We start from the raw sequence: 18,024 nt of genomic DNA, 5'->3' as shown, positions 1-18,024 counted from the left end.
GACGACGCCGACACCGGCCGCGCCGGGATCGGCCACGACACAGCAGCAGATCGACCACCACGTCCCGGGGTGGGCGGAGAGCGTGACGGAGGAGGCGCGGTGTCGGCGGGCACGACCGATCGTCCGGCCCGGCGTCAGCCGCCGCGGAGCCTCGGGGGCACGCCCCGAGCCCGCACGGGCTCCGCCGTGCGTGCCGGCCAGGTGGTCGCCACGCAGGTGGCGCTCGCATTGCCGCTGGCCGCGTACGGTCGCGGCGCGGGGCTGGCCGTACTCGCCGCGGTCGGGGCGGTCGTCCTGGCCGGCCTCGCCTGGGGGCGGTGGCGTGGGCGGTGGCTCTTCGCCTGGTGGGGCACCGCCACCGGTTACCTCACCCGACGGCGCGGGCTACCCCGCGACGCCGCCCCGGCGGCCCTGCTGGACCTGGTGCTCCCCGGCGCCGTGCTGGGCCCGGTGGAGCTGGCCGACGGGCCGGCCGGGGTGATCGACGACGGCACCGGGCTGACCGTCCTGCTCGACCTGGGCGACCCGGGTGACCTGCTCGGCGACCGGCCCCACCCGCTGCCGGCCCCCGGCACGCTGCTGCCGCCGGCCGGGACGGCGCAACCGCCCGTGCGGGTGCAGGTGCTGCTGCACGCCGTGCCCGCCCCGGCGGCGGGGGTGGCCGGTGGCGCGGCGGGCACGTCCTACCGGCAGCTGACCGAGGGGCGGCTGCCGGGGCAGGAACATGCCCTGCTCGCGGTCCGGGTGCTGCGTGCGCCCGGCTGGTCCGACAGCGACCTGCGCCGGGCGCTGGCCGGTACGGTACGCCGGATCGGCCGCCGGGTCGGGCCGGTGCCGGCCCGACCGCTCGGTGAGCACGCGGCGCTGCGGGTGCTGGGTGAACTCGCCCACCACGAAGCCGGTCAGCCCGTGCGGGAGACCTGGTCGACGGTGCGCACCGGCGGCCTGCACCAGGCCACCTTCCGGTGGGACCGCTGGCCGGACGCCCGGGTCGATCCGGGTCGCCGGTTGGTGGCCCGGCTGCTGGCGCTGCCGGCGACCGCCACCAGCGTGTCGCTCTGTGCCGGTCCGCAGTCCGGCGGCGACACCGCACCCCCACCGGCCGAGTTGACGGTACGACTGGCCGCCCCGACGCCGGCCGGGTTGGCGCTCGCCGCCGAAGGGTTGTGCCGGCTCGCCGCCGACGCCGGTGGTGAGCTGCGCCGGCTCGACGGCGGGCAGCTCCCCGGCCTGGCCGCCACACTGCCGTTGGCGGTGCCGGTGCTGGCGAAGGGGACCGCACCGCAGGTGGAGCCACCGGAACTGACCCTGGGTGGGGCCGGGCTGATGGTGGGGGCCAACCGGCACGGTGGTGCGGTGACCGTCCGGCTGTTCCGCGCCGAGGGCACCCGGCTGGTGCTGGTCGGTGGGCTGGCCGCAGCCCAACTGCTGGTGCTGCGGTCGTTGGCGCTGGGCGCGGGGGTGCTGGTGCAGACCGGCCGGCCGCGCTCCTGGGAGCCGTTCGTGCGGGGGGTCGGCGGGCAGCAGGGCGGGGTCGTGGTGGTCCCGACCGGGCGGCCACCGGGTGCCACCGGTTCGCCACTGCGACCGCTGCTGGTGGTGGTCGACGCGGGCACCATGGCCGAGCCGCCACCCGGGGCGGCCTGGGTGTCCACCCTGGTGGTCCGGGACGAGCTGACCCCGCTGGACGTCGACACCCTGGGTCGGGCCGACCTGGCGGTGCTGCAACCCCTCGACCCGGCGGAGGCCGCCCTGGCGGGCACCGCGCTGGGGTTGGGCGGCTCGGCGGAGTGGCTGACCCGGATCCGGGACGACATGGTGGCGGTGGTCAACCGGCGGGCGTTGCGGTGGGCACTGCTTTCGCCCACCGCGATCGAGTCGCAGCTGGTCGGTCGCCCCGGCCGGCGCTGACCGGAAAGCCACGGCGGTTTCCCCAGGTGGACCAGGCGTGGCACGATCCCGGCCATGGATTTTCTGAAGGGCCTTCTGATCCGGCTGGGCTCCACGGTGGTGGCCTTCTGGCTGGCGACGTTGTTCATCCCGGGCATCACGCTCGACACCGGTTCGGCCGGCGAGGCGATCGTCACCCTGGTGCTCGTCTCGGTGATCTTCGGCGTGGTCAACGCGGTGCTCCAGCCGATCATCAAGACCGTCGGCTGTGGTTTCTACCTGCTCACCCTCGGCCTGATCGCACTGGTCGTCAACGGTCTGCTGTTCCTGCTCACCAGCTGGATCGCCGACCAGGCGAACCTACCCTTCCACGTGGACGGGTTCTGGCCGGAGGCGGTGCTGGGCGCGCTGCTCGTCGGCATCGTGACCTGGATCCTGGGCGCCATCCTCGACCGCGACTGACCCGCCTGCCGGCCACCGCGCCCGATGCCAGCCGGCACGGCGGTGGCCGGCAGGATGCCAGCCGGCACGGCGGTGGCCGGGCCGGCCAGCTGCGGCCACCTGACGGAAATTGGCTGGCGGGACGGGCCCCGGATGGGGTTAGCGTGACGACGTGTTCTCGCTGACCCGCCCTGACGGCTACCAGCTCAGCACCGACCCGGAGCGGATCGACCGGGACCGGGTGCACCACTGGCTCTCCACCGACGCCTACTGGGCGCTCGGCCGTAGTCGGGAAACGACGGAACGGGCCTTCGCCGGGTCGATCCCGTACGGCGTCTACCGCCCGGAGGACGGCGCGCAGGTGGCTGTCGGGCGGGTGGTCACCGACCGGGCGACCTTCGGTTGGCTCTGCGACGTCTACGTCGCCCCCGAGGCGCGGGGTCGCGGGTTGGGCACCTGGCTGGCCGGCGCGGTCCGCGACCACCTCGCCGGGTTCGGCGTACGCCGGATCGCCCTGACGACCCTCGACGCCCACGGGGTGTACGCGAAGGTGGGCTTCACGCCCGCGCCACCGCAGCAGTGGATGGCGTGGGTGAACGGGCGGTGACCCCGCTCACCGGCAACGAACCCGAGCCGGTCCCACCCCTTACGGTGGGACCGTGACTCCGTTGCGGCTCGGCTATCTCTACGGCTTTGGCGCGTACCTGATCTGGGGTTTCTTCCCGATCTACCTCAAGCTTTTGCGCCCGGCCGGGCCGGTGGAGATCCTCGCCCACCGGATCATCTGGTCGGTGCTGTTCGTCGCGCTGCTGCTCGCCGCCCTGCGCAACATCGGTTTCCTGCGCTCGCTGGCCCGCCGCCCCCGGACGCTGGCCGGGATCGTCGTCGCGGCGGCCCTGATCGCGGTGAACTGGGGCACCTACATCTACGGGGTGAACTCCGACCGGGTGGTGGAGACCGCGCTCGGCTACTTCATCAACCCGCTGGTGTCGGTGCTGCTCGGGGTGTTCGTGCTGCGGGAGCGGCTGCGCCCGGCGCAGTGGGTGGCGCTCGGGGTGGGGGCGGCGGCCGTCGCGGTGCTCACCGTCGACTACGGTCGGCTGCCCTACCTGGCGCTGACCCTGGCGGTCAGCTTCGCCGGGTACGGGTTGGCCAAGAAGCGGCTCGGGCTGCCGGCGGCGGAGGGGCTGTTCGTCGAGTCGGCGGTGCTGGCGCTGCCCGCCCTGGGCTACCTGGGTTGGCTGGCGAGCCGGGGCGGCTCGACGTTCGGGCAGGTCTCGGCCGGGCACACCGCGCTGCTGGTGGCGGCCGGGGCGGCGACCGCCATCCCGCTGCTGCTCTTCGCGGGCGCGGCCAACCGGTTGCCGCTGACCGCGCTCGGCATGCTCCAGTACGTGGCCCCGATCCTCCAGCTCGGCTGCGGCGTGCTGATCTTCCACGAGCCGATGCCCCCGGCCCGGCTGGCCGGCTTCGCCCTGGTCTGGCTGGCCCTGCTGATCTTCACCCTGGACGCGGTGCGGCACGGCCGGCGCAACCGGGCCGCCGCCCGCGCCGCCGCGCCGCTCCCGGCCGCCGCCCACTGAGCCACCCGACCCGACGCTCCCCGGGGGTCAGCGGACGTCGTAGCTGAGGACGAGGGTCCCGTCGGCGCGCAGGAGTTCGAGACGGACCAGGTCGGCGTCGGTGAACCGGGTCGCGCCACGCAGGTTCACGTCGTCGCCGGGGGCGGCCAGCCAGGAGGCGATCTGTTCCGTCGCGTCGTCGGGGCCGCGCGCCACCAGTCGGAACGTGTTCGCCTTGCCGTAGCCGGCCGTCGCGTCGTACCCGCAGTGCATGATGACCTCGGTGCCCCACTTGGTGCCGCTCAGCCCGATCTCCGCGTGCAACGCCGGGGTCTTCGGCGACACCGGTGCCATGGACACCATCCGCACCGCCTGGGTGGTCGGCGCGGGCGGGCCGGCCGGGCGCAGGGCGGCGGCCCCGCCGAAGCCCAGCACCAGGGCGAACGCGGCGGCGACGAGCGCGGTCAGCGCGTACCGTCGGCGGTTGCGGGTCCGCTCGCGGCGGCGGCGGTCCCGGGCCACAGCGATCAGGTCGGGCACCCGGCTGATCTCCGGCGGCGGGGGGAGGAACTCCTCCAGCGTGGTCGGGTCGAGCCGGCCCAGCAGGCCCGGCAGCACCGCGACCTCGGCCACCGCCTCCCGGCACGCCGCACAGCCGGACAGGTGCCGCTCGTAGGCGGCCCGGTCGGCGGGGGCGAGGGCACCCAGCACGTACGCGCCGTCGTCGTGTGCGAACTCGCAGCGGGTCATCCGGTCACCCCCATCTCGGCCAGGGCCAGCCGCAGTGAACGCAGCGCGTAGTGGGTGCGGGACTTGACCGTCCCCGGTGGCACCCCCAGCCGGGCCGCCGCCTCGGACACTGAGCGGCCCTGGTAGAAGCACTCGACCAGCACCTCCCGGTGGGTGGGGCTCAGTCGGCTCAGCGCCTCGGCGATGGTCCAGGCCTCCACCGCGCGTTCCGCTTCGTCAATCGTCTCCGGCTGCTCGGGCAGGTCGTCGGTGAACACCTCGCCGACCCGGGTCGACCGCCGCCGCCAGGCGTCGATCGCCAGGTTCCGGGCGGTCGTGAAGAGCCAGGCCCGGACCGAGCCGCGTCGCGGGTCCAGTGACTCCGGGTGACGCCAGGCGCGCAGCAGGGTCTCCTGCACCAGGTCCTCGGCCCGGGTGCGGTCCCCGTTGACCAACCGCAACGCGTGCGCGTAGAGCGCCTCGGCGTGCTCGTCGTGCAGCGCGCGCAGCAGTTGGGCGTCGTGGTCGCTGATGGTGATCCCTCGCTTCCCGCGCGACGAGTCCGGCGAATGTGTCCGCCCGTTACTACGCGCCGTGACGCTGATCGGTTCACCGGCCACTGCTGTTCACATCCGGTTCACACCGCGTCCGGTGGCCGCTCACCCCGTCCTGGCAGCGTCCGCCCGGTACGCACGTCGAGCAGGTGAAAACGGCGTGCCACCGACCTGTCTCCAGGAGGCTCCTTCCCATGAGCGACCGTCCCCGGCTGCTCCCGCTGCTCGGTGCCACCCGGCACGGCAGCCGCGATGCGATGACCTGTCTGTACCGCTGCGGCAACGCCTGCGACCACCCGGTGCCCAACACGTCCGACAACACCTACTTCGGCGACCTCGTCGAGGGCGAGGTGTCCCGTCGGGGCGTCGTCCGGGCGGGTGCGGTGGGCGCGCTGGTGCTCGGCTTCGGCGGTGCCGCCACCGGCGCGCTGGCCGGGGCCGTCCCCGCCGCCGCCGCGCCGGCCACCCCGGTGGTGCCGGAGGTCGGCGACCCGACCGCCCCGCAGCGAGGTGTCGGCAGCGGGGCGCTGACCTTCAAGCCGATCCCGCCGAACCAGCTCGACACCCTGGTCGTCCCCAACGGGTACGACCACCACGTGGTCATCCGCTGGGGTGACCCGGTGCTGCCCGGTGCGCCCCGGTTCGACCTGCACGGGCAGACCGCCGCCGCCCAGGCCAAGCAGTTCGGCTACAACAACGACTTCGTCGGGGTGCTGCCGCTGGACCGGCGGGGCAAGCGGGCGCTGCTCGTGGTCAACCACGAGTACACCAACGAGGATCTGATGTTCCCCGGCTTCACCGGCCTGGACAACCTCACCGTCGAGCAGCTGCGCACCGCGATGGCCGCGCACGGCATGTCCGTGGTGGAACTGGAGCGGGTGGACGGCACCGGGCAGTGGCGGCCGGTGGGCCAGGGCCGCCGGCCGTACAACCGGCGGGTCACCGCGCTGGCCACGAAGTTCGAGCTGACCGGCCCGGCCGCCGGTTCGGCCTGGCTGCGCACCGCCGCCGACCCGAAGGGCCGCACGGTGGTCGGCACGCTGAACAACTGCGCCGGTGGGGTCACCCCGTGGGGGACGGTGCTGTCCGGCGAGGAGAACTTCAACCAGTACTTCGTCGGCGCCGACGCCGCGCCGGCCGAGTTGAAGCCCAGGTTCGACAGGTACGGCATCACCACCGCCGCCCGTTACCCCAGCGGCAGCCGCAAGTGGGAGCGGGCCGACGAACGGTTCGACCTGGCCAAGCACCCCAACGAGGCGCACCGGTTCGGGTGGATCGTCGAGATCGACCCGTTCGACCCGGAGAGCCGTCCGCGCAAGCACACCGCGCTGGGCCGGTTCAAGCACGAGGGCGCCAACGTGATCGTGGCCCGCGACAAGCGGGTGGTCGCGTACATGGGCGACGACGAGCGCTTCGACTACCTCTACAAGTTCGTCTCCGACAAGAAGTTCATGCCTGGTGACTCCTGGGTGGCCCGCAAGAACAACCTGACCCTGCTCGAGTCGGGCACCCTCTACGTGGCGCAGTTCGCCCAGACCAGCGCCGCCGAGATCGACGGCACGGGCAAGCTGCCCGCCGACGGCGCGTTCAACGGCACCGGACGGTGGATCAAGCTGGTCAGCGGCAACCGCAGTTTCGTCGACGGGATGACCGCCGCCGACGTGCTCACCTTCACCCGGCTCGCCGGGGACAAGGTCGGCGCGACCAAGATGGACCGCCCGGAGGACGTCGAGCCGAGTCTGCTCACCGGCAAGGTGTACGTGGCGCTGACCAACAACACCGACCGGGGCAAGGCCGGTAAGCCGGCGGCCGACGAGATCAACCCGCGCAACCTCAACAAGCACGGGCAGATCCTGGAGCTGGTCGAGGACCGGGGCGACAACACGGCGGAGTCCTTCGCCTGGTCGCTGCCGATCGTCGCCGGTGACCCGACCGACCCGTCGACCTACTTCGCCGGGTACGACAAGACCAAGGTGTCGCCGATCTCCTGCCCGGACAACGTCGCCTTCGACGCCACCGGCAACCTGTGGATCTCGACCGACGGCAACGCGTTGGGCAGCAACGACGGCCTCTTCGCCACCGCCGTCGAGGGGCCGGAGCGGGGGCACCTGAAGCAGTTCCTGACCGTGCCGCTGGGCGCGGAGACCTGCGGGCCGTTCATCACCGGCGACAACCGGTCGGTGTTCGTGGCCGTGCAGCACCCCGGCGAGATCACCGGCGCGTCGGTGGAGAAGCCGGCGTCGACCTGGCCGGACGGCGACTACGCCAAGCCGGGCGTGGTGGTCACCTGGCGGCTCGACGGCGGCCCGATCGGCAGCTGACGCGCTCCCCGGGTCGGTCCACCGCCGGACCGGCCACGAGGGCCCTCTCCCGCTTCGGTCCGGGAGGGGGCCCTCGCCCGTGACGGGTCAGGCGTCGGCGGCGATGCCGTCGGCGACGGCGCGGGCGGCGGTGAGCAGCTTGGCCCGTACCACCCGGGCCGAGGTCATCATCTCGCTGGCCGGCAGCGCGCAGGCCAGCACCACCCGCCGTTCCATGTCCTTGTCCGGGGTGACCAGCACGGCGGCACAGGCCACCCCCTGCCGGAACTGCCCCAGCTCCAACTGCATCCCGCGCCGGTCGCCGGCGGCCAGGTCCGCCTCGAACGCCTCCGGGGTGGTCAGGGTGGCGGTGGTGAACGGCCGCATGCCGTACTCGCGCAGGTAGCGCAGGCGCTGTTCGGTGGTGAGGGTGGCCAGCAGCGCCTTGCCCAGGGCGGTGGCGTGTGCACCCTCGTCGAAGCCGGGGACCATGTCCTCCAGGTAGGGCGAGCGGGCTCCCTCGGCGACGGCGGTGACCGCCACCTGACCGCCGACGAACCGGCCCAGGTAGTGGCTCCACCCGGTGTCGATGGCGGCCCGCCGCAGCGACTCCCCGACGGCGGCCGGCCCCCGGAACGCGGTGACCAGCTCGCGGTACCGGTCGGCGATCTCCAGGCCGACGATGTAGGTGCCGTCCTCCCGACGGATCACGTAACCCTCGTAGGCCAGGGTGCGGACCAGGTGGTAGGTGGTGGCGACGGTCAGCTCGCACCGCCGGGCGATCTGCTTGACGGTCAGCCCTTTCGGGGCACGACCGACCGACTCGAGCACGCGTAGCGCGCGGGAAACGCTCCGGATCAGGTCCGAAGGTTCCGCCAGGGGGTCACGCACAACCACCTCCGCAGCCGGGGACTTACACCATATGAAATACCGGGCCGAGACGGAACGCCCGTTCGGGTGGTGGATGCCAGATCAGGCGGTATACGGCGGGTCACCCGGCGACACGCCGACGGTTGTCAGGAACTCGACTCGCGTAGGTTGAGCCCACGATGACCGACACCGCGCTCAGCCCCCCGCCGAGCCGGCCCACCGTACGCCCCGTACGGGCCGGCGTCGCAGCGGTCGCGACCACCGTCGCCAGCGTCCTGCCGGTCTTCCTGGTCGGCGGGCTCGCCGTGCAGATGGGGGACGACCTCGGCTTCTCCCCCGCCGGGCTGGGACTGGCCGTGTCGATCTACTTCGGCGTCAGCGCGCTCGCCTCGATGCCCTCCGGCCGGCTGGTGGAACGGGTCGGCCCCGCCGTGGTGGCCCGGGTCGCCATCGGTCTCGCCGCCGGTTGCCTGCTCGCCATCGCCGGGCTGGCCCGGTCGTACCCGGTGCTGGTGGGGCTGCTCGCGCTGAGCGCCACCGCCAACGCGTTGGGCCAGCTGGCCAGCAACGCGGCGCTGGCCCGGCACGTACCCGCCCGGCGGCAGGGCCTGTCGTTCGGGGTGAAGCAGGCCGCCGTTCCCGCCTCCACGCTGCTGGCCGGGGCGGCGGTGCCGGCGATCGCCCTCACCGCCGGCTGGCGCTGGGCGTTCGTGGCCGCCGCCGCAACCGCGCTGGCCGCACTGCCGGCCGTACCCCCGCAGGTGGCCGGACCGGCGCGGGAGCGTGCGGCGGAACGCGGCGGCGGGGCCACCACGGCGCTGGTGGTGGTCGGGGTGGCGGCGACCCTCGCGGCGGGCGCGGCGGGCGCGCTGGGCACCTTCGTGGTGGACTCGTCGGTGCACCGGGGGCTCGCCCCCGGCCCGGCCGGGCTGGTGCTCACCCTCGGGGGCGCGGTCTGCGTGGCCGCCCGGATCGGCGTCGGCTGGCTGGCCGACCGGCGGGACACCGGTCACGTCGCGCTGATCGCCGCGATGCTGGTGGTCGGGGCGGTCGGGTTGGGGCTGCTGGCCGTGGCCGGTCCGGTGCCACTCACCGCCGGGGTGGTCCTCGGCTTCGGGCTGGGCTGGGCCTGGCCCGGCCTGATGAACTTCGCGGTGGTCCGGCTGCACCCGCAGGCCCCGGCCGCCGCCACCTCGATCACCCAGACCGGCGTGTACGCCGGCGGCTGCCTCGGCCCGCTCGGGCTCGGGGCGCTCGCCGGCACCCGCGGCTACCCGGTGATGTGGCTGGCCGCCGCGATCGCCATGCTCCTCGCCGCCGTGCTCATGCTCACCGGCAGCCGGCTGCTGCGGCGCTCCGCCGCCGGCTGACGAACGGGGACGGCTGACGGCACCCGGTCGGGCCGGCCGGTCATCGAGCGGCGCAGGTCAGCTGGTGACGAACGGGGACGGCTGACGGCACCCGGTCGGGCCGCCGGTCGTCGAGCGGCGCAGGTCAGCTGGTGCGGTCGGCGATGTAGTCGCAGAGGGATTCGAGCGCCCGCCGGGCCGGGATCTGCGGCAGCGGGGCCAACTGCGCACGGGCGTCCTCGGCGTAGCTGCGGACGGTCTCCCGGGCCCGCTTGAGCGCGGGGGACTCCCGCAGCAGGCCGAGCGCCTCGGCGTGCAGCGCGTCGTCGACGAGCGGGCCGGTGGACAGGATCTCCCGCAGCCGCACCGAGGCCGCGTCGGAGTCGTCGCCGGCCAGCGCGTAGAGCACCGGCAGGGTCGGCACCCCCTCGCGCAGGTCGGTGCCGGGTGTCTTACCCGACTGGGTCGACTCGGAGGCGATGTCGAGCAGGTCGTCGGAGAGCTGGAAGGCCACCCCGATGGTCTCCCCGTAGCCGGCGAGGGCCTCGGTGTGCTCCTCGGACGCCCCGCCGAACATCCCGCCGAACCGGGCCGAGGTGGCGATCAGCGACCCTGTCTTGTCGGCGATCACCCGCAGGTAGTGGTCGACCGGGTCCTGCGTGCGGGGACCGACGGTCTCGGCGATCTGGCCGTGCACCAGCCGGGCGAAGGTGCGGGCCTGGAGGCGGACCGCCGTCGGACCCAGGTCGGCGGCGATGTCCGCGGCCCGCGCGAAGAGGTAGTCGCCGACCAGGATGGCCACCGAGTTGGTCCAGCGGGAGTTGGCGCTCGGGGCACCCCGCCGCACGGCGGCCTCGTCCATCACGTCGTCGTGGTAGAGGGTGGCCAGGTGGGTGAGCTCCATCACCACGGCCGCCGGCACCACCTGCGGGCCCGCCGGGTCACCGAACTGCGCACCCAGGGCCACCAGCAACGGACGGAACCGCTTGCCGCCCGCCTCGACCAGGTGCCGGGCCGCCTCGGTGACGAGTGGATCGGCGCTGGCCACGCTGGCCCGCAGCTCGACCTCGACGTCGTCGAGCAGGCCCAGCACGGACGCCTCGACCCGTGGATCGGCGAGGTGCACGCCGAGCGCGCCGACCTGACCCGTGCCCGCCCGTCCCCGACGACCGCCGGAGCCGACGCCGCCTGAACGCTCCCCCGCCGGAATCACCACACCATCAACCATGCCACACCCGTTCGACCTGCTCCGGACGGGGGATACGGCCGTGGGGCCGGCACGCCTGAGCGCACCGGCCCCACGGCCACGGGGAACAGGTCACCTGACGAATGCTGCGGCGTCCGTCGCCAGGTCGAGCAGGGGTGCCGGCAGCACGCCGAGGATCAGCGTGGCAGCCACCCCGATCATCAGCGCGGTGGCGGTCAGCCCGCCCGGCACCGCAACGGTCGGGGTGCTCTCGCCCGGCTCCGACAGCCACATCATCACCACCACCCGCAGGTACGGGAAGGCCAGCACCATGCTGGTCAGCACACCGGCCACCACCAGCCAGGCGTGCCCGCTCTCCAGAGCCGGGCCGAAGACCGCGAACTTGCTCATGAAGCCGCTGGTCAACGGGATACCGGCGAAGGCCAGCAGGATGAAGGTGAAGACCCCGGCATAGAACGGCGAGCGGCGGCCCAGCCCGGCCCAGCGGGACAGGTGGGTGGCCTCCCCGTCGGCGTCCCGGACCAGGGTCACCACGGCGAACGCGGCGAGCACCGAGAAGCCGTACGCGGCCAGGTAGAACATCGTGCCGGAGACGCCCGCCCCGGTCGGGGCGAGGACCCCGACCAGCAGGTAACCGGCGTTGGCGATCGACGAGTACGCCAGCAGCCGCTTGATGTCGGTCTGGGTGACCGCCAGCACCGCGCCGACCAGCATGGTGAGCACCGCCACCACCCCGAGGACGGGGGTGAAGTCCCAGGCGGTCTGATCGAACGCCACGTGGAATACCCGCAGCAGGGCCCCGAACGCGGCCACCTTCGTGCAGGCCGCCATGAAGCCGGTGACCGGGGTCGGCGCACCCTGGTAGACGTCCGGGGTCCAGACGTGGAACGGGGCGGCGGCAGCCTTGAACAGCAGGCCGATGGCGATCAGCGCCATCCCGGCGAAGAGCAGCACCTCGCTGGCCGGGGACTCGTTCACCGCGGCGTGCACGGTGGCGAAGTCGACGCCGGCCGAGCGGCCCGGGATGCCGGCGGTGAAGCCGTACACCAGGGCCACCCCGAACAGGAAGAACGCCGAGGCGTACGCGCCGAGCAGGAAGTACTTCATCGCCGCTTCCTGGCTCAGCAGCCGCCGGCGACGGGCCAGCGCGCAGAGCAGGTAGAGCGGCAGGGAGAAGACCTCCAGCGCGATGAACATGGTCAGCAGGTCGTTCGCCGCCACGAAGATCAGCATGCCGCCGATCGCGAAGCTGGTCAGCGGGTACACCTCGGTGGCCCCGTTGCGCCCCTCGGCCTGCTTCCGGTCGTCGGCCGACTCGGCGGTCACCGCCGCCTGGGCGACGAACGCGCCACCGCGCTCCACCGACCGCTCGCCGATCAGCAGCAGCGACATCGCGGCGAGCACCAGGATGGTGCCCTGCAGGAACAGGGCGGGACCGTCCACGGCCAGCGCCCCACCCGCCGTGACCAGCCGGGCGTCGGCGTTGAGCACCACCATCACCAGCGCGGCGAGCACCGCCACCAGGGACAGCGTCAGCTGCACCAGGTGCCGGCGGGGACGCGGTACGAACGCCTCCACCAGGACACCCAGCAGGGCCACCCCCAGCATGATCAGGATCGGGGCGATCGACGGATAGTCGATCGACGGCAACTTGAGTTCGGTCACTGCGGATGCCGCCTTTCGATCGCGACTGCGGGGCTCACTCGCTGCGCTCGTTCGCTCCTCGCGCTCACTGCGCAGCCTCCTGGACGCTGCCGACCTCAGGGGCGGGATCGGTCTTGCCGACGTCCTGCATGGTCGCCTGGACGGCGGGGTTGATCACATCGGTGACCGGCTTGGGATAGAAGCCGAGCAGCAGGATCAGGGCGATCAGCGGGGCGACCACTGCCTTCTCGCGCAGGGTGAGGTCGCGGTGCATCGCCTTGACCTCGGTCAGCTCCGGGTTGAGCGTGCCCTGGGTGGTGCGCTGCACCATCCACAGCACGTACGCCGCCGCCAGGATGATGCCCAGGGTGGCGATCACCGCGACCGGCTTGTTCACCGTGAAGGTGCCGATCAGCACCAGGAACTCGGAGACGAACGGCGCGGTGCCGGGCAGTGCCAGCGACGCCAGACCGGCGAAGAAGAGCACCCCGGCCAGCAGCGGCACCAGCTTGCCCGCCCCACCGAAGTCGGAGATCAGCGACGAGCCCCGGCGGGCGATGAGCATCCCGACGACCAGGAACAGCAGGCCGGTGGCGAGCCCGTGGTTGAGCATGTAGAGCACCGCGCCGGTGCCCGCCTGCGTGGTGAAGGCGAAGATGCCGACCCCGATGAACCCGAAGTGCGCGATCGAGGTGTACGACACCAGCCGCTTCAGGTCGGACTGGCCGACGGCGAGCAGCGCGGCGTAGAGGATGCCGATCAGCCCCAGCGCCAGCGCCCACGGGGCGAACCACTTCGACGCCTCCGGGAACAACGGCAGGCAGTACCGCAGGATGCCGAACGTACCGACCTTGTCCAGCACGCCGACCAGCAGCGCGGCGGCACCCGCCGGGGCGGCCCGACCGGCGTCCGGCAGCCAGGTGTGGAACGGGAAGAACGGCGCCTTGATCGCGAAGGCGAGGAAGAAGCCGAGGAACAGCCAGCGCTCCGTGCCGGTGGAGATGTCCACCTGGGTCAGCGTCTGCCAGTCGAAGGTCTTGCCGCCGACCACCCACAGGCCGATCACCGCGGCCAGCATGAACAGCCCGCCGACCAGCGAGTAGAGGAAGAACTTCACCGCCGCGTACTGCCGCTGGTGGCCGCCGTAGCTGCCGATCAGGAAGTACATCGGCACCAGCATGACCTCGAAGAACACGTAGAACAGGAAGACGTCGGCGGCGGCGAAGACGCCGATCATCGTGGATTCGAGGACGAGCAGCAGGGCGAAGTAGGCCGGCACCGACCGCTTCGACGCGTCGGCGTCGTGCCAGGACGCCAGGATCACCAGCGGCACCAGCACCGCGATCAGCATCAGCATGACCAGTGCGATGCCGTCGACGGCGAAGGTGAAGTTGACGTCCCAGGTGGGGATCCACGGGTACGACTCGCGGAACTGGAGCCGGTCACCGTCGGCCTGGAACGAAACCCACATCACCACCGACAGCGCCAGCACCAGCAGCGACCAGCCGAACGCGACCTGCTTGGCCAGGTCGGGCCGGCGACGCGGCAGGAAGGCCACGACCAGGGCGCCGACCAGCGGTGCCACGGTCAGCACCGAGAGGAACGGGAAGTTGGACATTATGCGGCCTTACCTCCGTCGTGGATGCGGGGCCCGCCGGCGGGGGCTGTCGCATTGAGGTCGATCACGCCAGCCACCCCGCCTGCACCGCCAGGAACGCCGCCACCACGAGCAGCGCGCCGGTCAGGATCGAGGTGGCGTACGACCGGACGAAGCCGGTCTGCCAGCGCCGGAGCCGACCCGAACCGCCCCCGACCCCGGCGGCGAGGCCGTTGACCAGCCCGTCGATGCCCCGGTTGTCGAGGAAGACCAGCGCCCGGGTGAGGAAGATGCCCGGCTTCTCGAAGACCACCTCGTTGAAGGCGTCCGTGTAGAGGTTGCGCCGGGCGGCGGTGACCAGCACCCCGGCCGGCTGCGGCGCGGTGGCCGTGCCGTTGCGGAACAGCGCCCAGGCCAGCCCGGCACCGAGCACCGTCACCACCAGCGACAGCGCGGTCAGCAGCCAGTGCGGCAGCACCGCCGCGTGCTCGGCGTGCTCGCCGCCCAGCCCGGCGGTGGCGGTCAGCCAGTCCGGCACCGAGGTGGCGAGCAGGAAACCGGCACCGACCGAACCGACCGCCAGCAGGATCAGCGGGATGGTCATCAGCTTCGGCGACTCGTGCGGGTGCTCGATGTCCTCGGTCCACCGCTTCGGGCCGTGGAAGGTGAGGACGAACAACCGGGTCATGTAGAAGGCGGTCAGCCCCGCGCCGAGCAGCGCCGCCCCGCCGAACAGCCAGGCCGTCCAGCCCTCCCGCTCGAACGCCGCCACGATGATCGGCTCCTTGGAGAAGAAGCCCGAGAACGGGAACATGCCGATGATGGCGAGCCAGCCCATCATGAAGGTGATCCAGGTGATCTTCATGTACTTCGACAGCCCGCCGAAGCGGCGGATGTCCACCTGGTCGTTCATGCCGTGCATGACCGAGCCGGCACCGAGGAACATGTTCGCCTTGAAGAAGCCGTGCGCGAGCAGGTGCACGATGGCCAGCGCGTACGCCGCACCGCCGAGACCGACACCGAGGAACATGTAACCGATCTGGCTGACGGTCGACCAGGCCAGCACCCGCTTGATGTCGTCCTTGGCCGCGCCGATGATGCAGCCCATCAGCAGGGTCAGCGCGCCGACGCTGACCACCACGAGTTGCAGCGTCTCGTTGGCCGAGAAGATCGGGTTGGACCGGGCGATCAGGTAGACACCTGCGGTGACCATGGTGGCCGCGTGGATGAGCGCCGACACCGGGGTCGGGCCCTCCATCGCGTCCGGCAGCCACGCCTGGAGCGGGAACTGACCGGACTTGCCGGCCGCGCCGAGCAGCAGCAGCAGGCCCAGCACCAGCACCGTGCCGCCGGCCAGCCCGCCGACGGAGGAGAAGACCTCGTCGTACTGGGTGGTGCCGAGGGTGGCGAACAGGATGAAGATGCCGATCGCCAGGCCGGCGTCGCCGACCCGGTTCATCAGGAACGCCTTCTTGCCGGCGGTGGCCGCGCTCGGCCGGCCGTACCAGAAGGAGATCAGCAGGTACGACGCCAGGCCGACGCCCTCCCAGCCGAAGTAGAGCATCACGTAGTTGTTGCCGAGCACCAGCAGCAGCATCGCGGCGACGAACAGGTTGAAGTACGCGAAGAACCGTCGCCGGCCCTCGTCGTGCGCCATGTACTCGACCGCGTAGAGGTGGATCAGGAAACCCACCCCGGTGATCAGCAGGACGAAGACGGCGGCGAGCGGGTCGAAGAGCAGACCGAAGTCGACCCGCAGGTTGCCGACCGTGATGAAGTCCCAGAGGCTCAGCTCGACGGACTTGTTCTCCAGCCCGCGCAGCTGGAAGAACGAGGTGAGCCCCAGCACGAACGCGGCACCGATCGCGGCCACGCCCAGCCAGTGCCCCCAGCGGTCGGCCCGCCGGCCGAGCAGCAGCAGGATCGCCGCGCTGGCCAGCGGGATCGCCACCAACAGCCAGACGCTGCTCAGCAGGCCGTCAGCCGCCGCGTAGGTGACGGCACCCGCTGGCTCTGCCGCCTGGGCGTACGTCAGAATCTCATCCACCGCAGGGCCCCTTTAGTACTTCAGCAGGTTGGCGTCGTCGACGCTCGCGGAGCGCCGGGTCCGGAAGATCGACATGATGATCGCGAGCCCGACCACGACCTCGGCCGCCGCCACCACCATCACGAAGAACGCCATGATCTGTCCGTTGAGGTCACCGTTGATCCGGCTGAAGGTGACCAGCGTCAGGTTGGCCGCGTTGAGCATCAGCTCCACGCACATGAACAGCACGATCGCGTTGCGCCGCACCAGCACGCCGACCGCGCCGATGGTGAACAGCACCGCCGCCAGGATCAGGTAGTAGTCAGGGCTCACCGGACCGGCCTTTCGTTCGCGACTGCGGGGCTCCGCTTCGCTGCACTCCTCGCGCTCACCGAAGCCACGCCGCTGTTCGCGACTGCGGGGCTCCGCTTCGCTGCACTCCTCGCGCTCACCGTTCCGTCCCCTTCAGGGTGGTTTCCTCGGCGGTCAGCTCCCGCTGCGGCAGGATCGCCGGGGTGCTGCGGTCGGTCAGCCGGCCGTCGGGCAGCCGGGCCGGGGTGGCCACCGAGGAGGAGGTGGCGAAGACGCCCGGACCGGGCTTCGGGCCGGGGTAGTTGCCGGGGCGGAACCGGGCCTTCATCGTGGCGACCTGGTCCATCTTGTCTTCCTTGCGCCGCTCGATGTGCGCCAGCACCATCGCGCCGATCGCCGCCGTGATCAGCAGCGCGGAGGTCAGCTCGAAGGCCAGGACGTACTTGGTGAACAGCAGCCGGGCGATGCCCTGCACGTTGCCCTCCGCGTTGGCCTGGTCCAGGCCGACGGCGGTGACCCCGTTCAGCGCCCGGTAGAGGCCGGTACCGACCAGCCCGGCGAAGCCGAGCCCGAGCACCACCGCGGCGACCCGCTGGCCGCGCAGCGTCTCGATCAGCGAGTCGGAGGCGTCCCGGCCGACCAGCATCAGCACGAACAGGAACAGCATCATGATCGCGCCGGTGTAGACGATGATCTGCACCATGCCGATGAACGGCCCGGCCTGGAGCACGTAGAACACGCCCAGGCAGAGCATGGTGAGCACCAGGAACAGCGCCGAGTGCACGGCGTTGCGCGCCCAGACCATGCCGATCGCGCCGATCAGCGCCAACGGGGCGAGGATCCAGAAGGTGACCTCCTCACCCCCGGACACCTGGCCCGCCGCGGCGAGCACCGTGGACGTGTTCATGCTCCGGCTCCCTTGCCCGCCGCCCGCTGGGCCGCCTGCTCGGCACCCGGGAAGGTCACCCCGGGATGCTCCTCGACCTGGTAGCGGCCGGGCCCCATCGGGGACTGCTCGGCACCGGCCGAGGTGCCCGGGTTGGTCAGCGCGCCGACGTAGTAGTCCTTCTCGCTGTCACCGAGCCGCATCGGGTGCGGCGGCTGCTCCATGCCTTCGAGCAGCGGAGCGAGCAACTGCTCCTTGGTGAAGATGAGGTCCTGCCGGTTGTCCCGGGCCAGCTCGTACTCGTTGCTCATGGTCAGCGAACGGGTCGGGCAGGCCTCGATGCAGAGCCCGCAGAAGATGCACCGGGCGTAGTTGATCTGGTAGACGCTGGCGTACCGCTCGCCCGGCGAGAAGCGCTGCTCGTCGGTGTTGTCGCCACCCTCGACGAAGATCGCGTCCGCCGGGCAGGCCCAGGCGCACAGCTCGCAGCCGATGCACTTCTCCAGGCCGTCCGGGTGCCGGTTGAGGATGTGCCGCCCGTGGTAGCGCGGCGCCGAGACCGGCGGCTTGAACGGGTAGTCGGTGGTGACGACCTTCCTGAACATGTGCGAGAAGGTGACACCGAAGCCCTTGAACGTTCCGGTGATCGCGCCCACG

Annotated in this window: 15 protein-coding genes and 1 pseudogene; 6 read left to right on the top strand and 10 right to left on the bottom strand. The window is 72.2% G+C overall.

The features are described 5' to 3' along the window. Positions 1-186 precede the first annotated feature (186 nt). The 4 genes and pseudogenes from eccE to rarD all read left to right on the top strand — a co-directional run bounded on the left by eccE (position 187) and on the right by rarD (position 3,914). Positions 187-1,911: a type VII secretion protein EccE gene (eccE, locus tag AB0C22_RS02370; RefSeq protein WP_357533018.1), complete on the top strand. Its 1,725-nt coding sequence runs from the start codon at positions 187-189 to the stop codon at positions 1,909-1,911. 54 nt (positions 1,912-1,965) lie between these two features. Beyond that, positions 1,966-2,352, top strand: a complete 387-nt coding sequence (locus AB0C22_RS02365; RefSeq protein ID WP_208565530.1) for a phage holin family protein — start codon at positions 1,966-1,968, stop codon at positions 2,350-2,352. A 151-nt stretch (positions 2,353-2,503) separates the two neighbouring features. Further along, positions 2,504-2,994 (top strand): annotated as a pseudogene (locus AB0C22_RS02360) (GNAT family N-acetyltransferase). Next, positions 2,991-3,914, top strand: a complete 924-nt coding sequence (gene rarD, locus AB0C22_RS02355) for an EamA family transporter RarD (protein ID WP_357533016.1) — start codon at positions 2,991-2,993, stop codon at positions 3,912-3,914. Before AB0C22_RS02360 ends, rarD begins: the two are co-directional and overlap by 4 nt. Before the next feature lie 27 nt (positions 3,915-3,941). On the opposite strand, the gene AB0C22_RS02350 is transcribed toward rarD, so the two are convergent. Continuing rightward, complete coding sequence (locus tag AB0C22_RS02350) at positions 3,942-4,643, bottom strand: zf-HC2 domain-containing protein (RefSeq protein ID WP_357533014.1); 702 nt, start codon at positions 4,641-4,643, stop codon at positions 3,942-3,944. Continuing rightward, positions 4,640-5,155 (bottom strand): sigma-70 family RNA polymerase sigma factor, encoded by a 516-nt coding sequence (locus AB0C22_RS02345; protein ID WP_208565835.1) that lies wholly within the window; start codon positions 5,153-5,155, stop codon positions 4,640-4,642. The genes AB0C22_RS02350 and AB0C22_RS02345 overlap by 4 nt, the downstream gene beginning before the upstream one ends. A gap of 215 nt (positions 5,156-5,370) precedes the next feature. On the opposite strand from AB0C22_RS02345, the gene AB0C22_RS02340 reads away from it, so the two are divergent. Then, positions 5,371-7,497 carry a PhoX family phosphatase gene (locus tag AB0C22_RS02340; RefSeq protein ID WP_208565526.1) on the top strand — a complete coding sequence of 709 codons (2,127 nt, stop codon included), beginning with the start codon at positions 5,371-5,373 and terminating at the stop codon, positions 7,495-7,497. Positions 7,498-7,584: 87 nt separating this feature from the next. Here the strand turns inward: AB0C22_RS02340 and AB0C22_RS02335 are convergent, their stop codons facing one another. Next, the gene (locus AB0C22_RS02335; RefSeq protein WP_208565525.1) at positions 7,585-8,367 is read right to left on the bottom strand and encodes an IclR family transcriptional regulator C-terminal domain-containing protein; all 783 of its coding nucleotides are present in this window, start codon (positions 8,365-8,367) and stop codon (positions 7,585-7,587) included. A gap of 158 nt (positions 8,368-8,525) precedes the next feature. Here AB0C22_RS02335 and AB0C22_RS02330 point away from each other — a divergent pair, with 158 nt between their 5' ends. Next, positions 8,526-9,716 carry an MFS transporter gene (locus AB0C22_RS02330; protein WP_357533012.1) on the top strand — a complete coding sequence of 397 codons (1,191 nt, stop codon included), beginning with the start codon at positions 8,526-8,528 and terminating at the stop codon, positions 9,714-9,716. Positions 9,717-9,840: 124 nt separating this feature from the next. Here AB0C22_RS02330 and AB0C22_RS02325 read toward each other — a convergent pair whose 3' ends face one another. The 7 genes from AB0C22_RS02325 to nuoI all read right to left on the bottom strand — a co-directional run bounded on the left by AB0C22_RS02325 (position 9,841) and on the right by nuoI (position 18,023). Beyond that, positions 9,841-10,923, bottom strand: a complete 1,083-nt coding sequence (locus AB0C22_RS02325; RefSeq protein WP_357533010.1) for a polyprenyl synthetase family protein — start codon at positions 10,921-10,923, stop codon at positions 9,841-9,843. Between the two features lie 90 nt (positions 10,924-11,013). Then, positions 11,014-12,567, bottom strand: coding sequence for an NADH-quinone oxidoreductase subunit NuoN (nuoN, locus tag AB0C22_RS02320; protein WP_208565522.1), 1,554 nt, complete (start codon positions 12,565-12,567; stop codon positions 11,014-11,016). 64 nt (positions 12,568-12,631) lie between these two features. Further along, on the bottom strand, positions 12,632-14,164 hold the full coding sequence (locus AB0C22_RS02315; RefSeq protein ID WP_208565521.1) for an NADH-quinone oxidoreductase subunit M: 1,533 nt from the start codon (positions 14,162-14,164) through the stop codon (positions 12,632-12,634). 64 nt (positions 14,165-14,228) lie between these two features. Beyond that, positions 14,229-16,190, bottom strand: a complete 1,962-nt coding sequence (gene nuoL, locus AB0C22_RS02310) for an NADH-quinone oxidoreductase subunit L (protein ID WP_357533007.1) — start codon at positions 16,188-16,190, stop codon at positions 14,229-14,231. Between the two features lie 12 nt (positions 16,191-16,202). Beyond that, complete coding sequence (gene nuoK, locus AB0C22_RS02305; RefSeq protein WP_091244416.1) at positions 16,203-16,502, bottom strand: NADH-quinone oxidoreductase subunit NuoK; 300 nt, start codon at positions 16,500-16,502, stop codon at positions 16,203-16,205. 115 nt (positions 16,503-16,617) lie between these two features. Continuing rightward, a complete protein-coding gene (locus AB0C22_RS02300; protein ID WP_088646150.1) occupies positions 16,618-17,388 on the bottom strand; it encodes an NADH-quinone oxidoreductase subunit J in 771 nt (256 codons plus the stop codon). Continuing rightward, a complete protein-coding gene (gene nuoI, locus AB0C22_RS02295; protein ID WP_208565519.1) occupies positions 17,385-18,023 on the bottom strand; it encodes an NADH-quinone oxidoreductase subunit NuoI in 639 nt (212 codons plus the stop codon). The genes AB0C22_RS02300 and nuoI overlap by 4 nt, the downstream gene beginning before the upstream one ends. Position 18,024 lies beyond the last annotated feature (1 nt).

It is taken from the genome of Micromonospora sp. NPDC048894 (assembly GCF_040649765.1).
Taxonomy (GTDB): Bacteria; Actinomycetota; Actinomycetes; order Mycobacteriales; family Micromonosporaceae; genus Micromonospora; species Micromonospora antibiotica.
The sequence above is the reverse complement of the archived record's forward strand: the minus strand, read 5'-3'. Positions and strand labels throughout refer to the sequence as shown.